The sequence below is a fragment of the Sphingobium sp. ba1 genome, assembly GCF_000743655.1.
Classification (GTDB): domain Bacteria; phylum Pseudomonadota; class Alphaproteobacteria; order Sphingomonadales; family Sphingomonadaceae; genus Sphingobium.
On sequence record NZ_JPPQ01000087.1, the window covers coordinates 1 to 1,616 of the forward strand.

The 1,616-nt window shown below is 61.1% G+C and carries 2 protein-coding genes; both read left to right on the plus strand.

What is annotated here, in order from left to right:
- Nucleotides 1-240 (plus strand): 3-hydroxyacyl-CoA dehydrogenase family protein (locus IL54_RS22065; protein ID WP_037480953.1); only part of this gene is annotated, 240 nt, incomplete at its 5' end.
- A 27-nt stretch (nt 241-267) separates the two neighbouring features.
- Nucleotides 268-1,616, plus strand: a 1,349-nt coding sequence (locus IL54_RS22070; protein WP_037480956.1) for an oleate hydratase, incomplete at its 3' end; no start/stop codon positions are given.

Below are 1,616 nucleotides of genomic sequence, written 5' to 3' on the forward strand. Positions count from 1 at the left end.
GCCGGCGGCTATGCCGAGCCGGAAGATGTCGACAAGGTCTGGCGGATCGCCACCGGCGCGCCGATGGGGCCGTTCCAGATCTACGACATCATCGGATTGAACACCCCCTACAACATCCTGTCGCACGGTGATGAGCACGCACAGTCGCTCGCCGCGTGGCTGAAGGAAAACTACATCGACAAGGGCAAGCTCGGCATCGCGTCGGGCGAAGGCTTCTACAGCTACAAGCCCGCCGACTGATCCCAACAAGAAAAACAGGAGTTTGCCATGCATTATAGCAGTGGAAACTATGAAGCCTTTGTCCGTCCACGCAAGCCGGAAGGCGCCGACAAAAAGACGGCGTGGTTCGTCGGCTCGGGCCTCGCGGGGCTCGCCGGCGCCGCCTTCCTGATCCGCGACGGCGGCGTTTCGGGCGACCGCATCACCATATTGGAAGAGCTGGAAATCCCCGGCGGCGCGCTCGATGGTCTGGACGTGCCCGAAAAGGGCTTCGTCATTCGCGGCGGCCGCGAGATGGAGGAGCATTTCGAGTGCCTGTGGGACCTCTATCGCTCGATCCCCTCGCTGGAGATCGAGGATGCCAGCGTGCTCGACGAGTTCTACCGGCTCAACAAGGACGATCCCAACTTTTCGCTGCAGCGAACGACGCAGAACCAGGGTCAGGACGTGCCCGACAAGGCGCTGCTAACGCTCAACGACAAGGCGCAGAAGGATCTCCTCTCGGTCTTCCTTGCGACGCGGGAGGAGATGGAGAACAAGCGCATCAACGAGGTCTTCGGCGAGGACTTCCTCAAGAGCAATTTCTGGCTCTACTGGCGCACCATGTTCGCCTTCGAGGAATGGCATTCCGCGCTGGAGATGAAGCTCTACCTGCACCGCTTCATCCATCACATCGGCAGTCTCGCCGACTTTTCCTCGCTCAAGTTCAATCGCTACAACCAGTATGAATCGATGGTCCTGCCGCTGGTGAAGTGGCTGACCGATCACGGGGTTAAATTCCGCTACGGCGTCGAGGTCACCGATGTCGATTTCGACATCCAGCCCGGCTCCAAGCAGGCGACGCGCATCCACTGGAAGGAGCGCGGCGTCGAAGGCGGCATTGATCTCGGGCCCGACGATCTCGTCTTCGTTACCATCGGCTCGCTGACCGAGAATTCCGACAATGGCGACCACAGGACACCGGCGAAGCTCAACGAAGGACCGGCGCCGGCCTGGGACCTGTGGCGGCGGATCGCGGCGAAGGATCCGGCCTTCGGCCGCCCGGACGTATTCGGCGCCCATATCCCGGAGACGAAATGGGCCTCCGCGTCGATCACTGCCCTCGACGCCCGCATTCCGGCCTATGTCGAGAAGATCACGAAGCGGAACCCCTTTACCGGCAAGATCGTCTCCGCCGGTATCGTCACCGTGAAGGATTCCGCATGGCTGCTGAGCTGGACGGTCCATCGCCAGCCGCATTTCAAGAAGCAGCCCAAAGATCAGATGATCGCCTGGTTCTACGCGCTCTTCGTCGACAAGCCCGGTGATTTCGTGAAGAAGCCGATGCAGGAATGCACCGGCGAGGAGATCACCCAGGAATGGCTCTATCACCTCGGCGTGCCGGTCGAGGACATTCC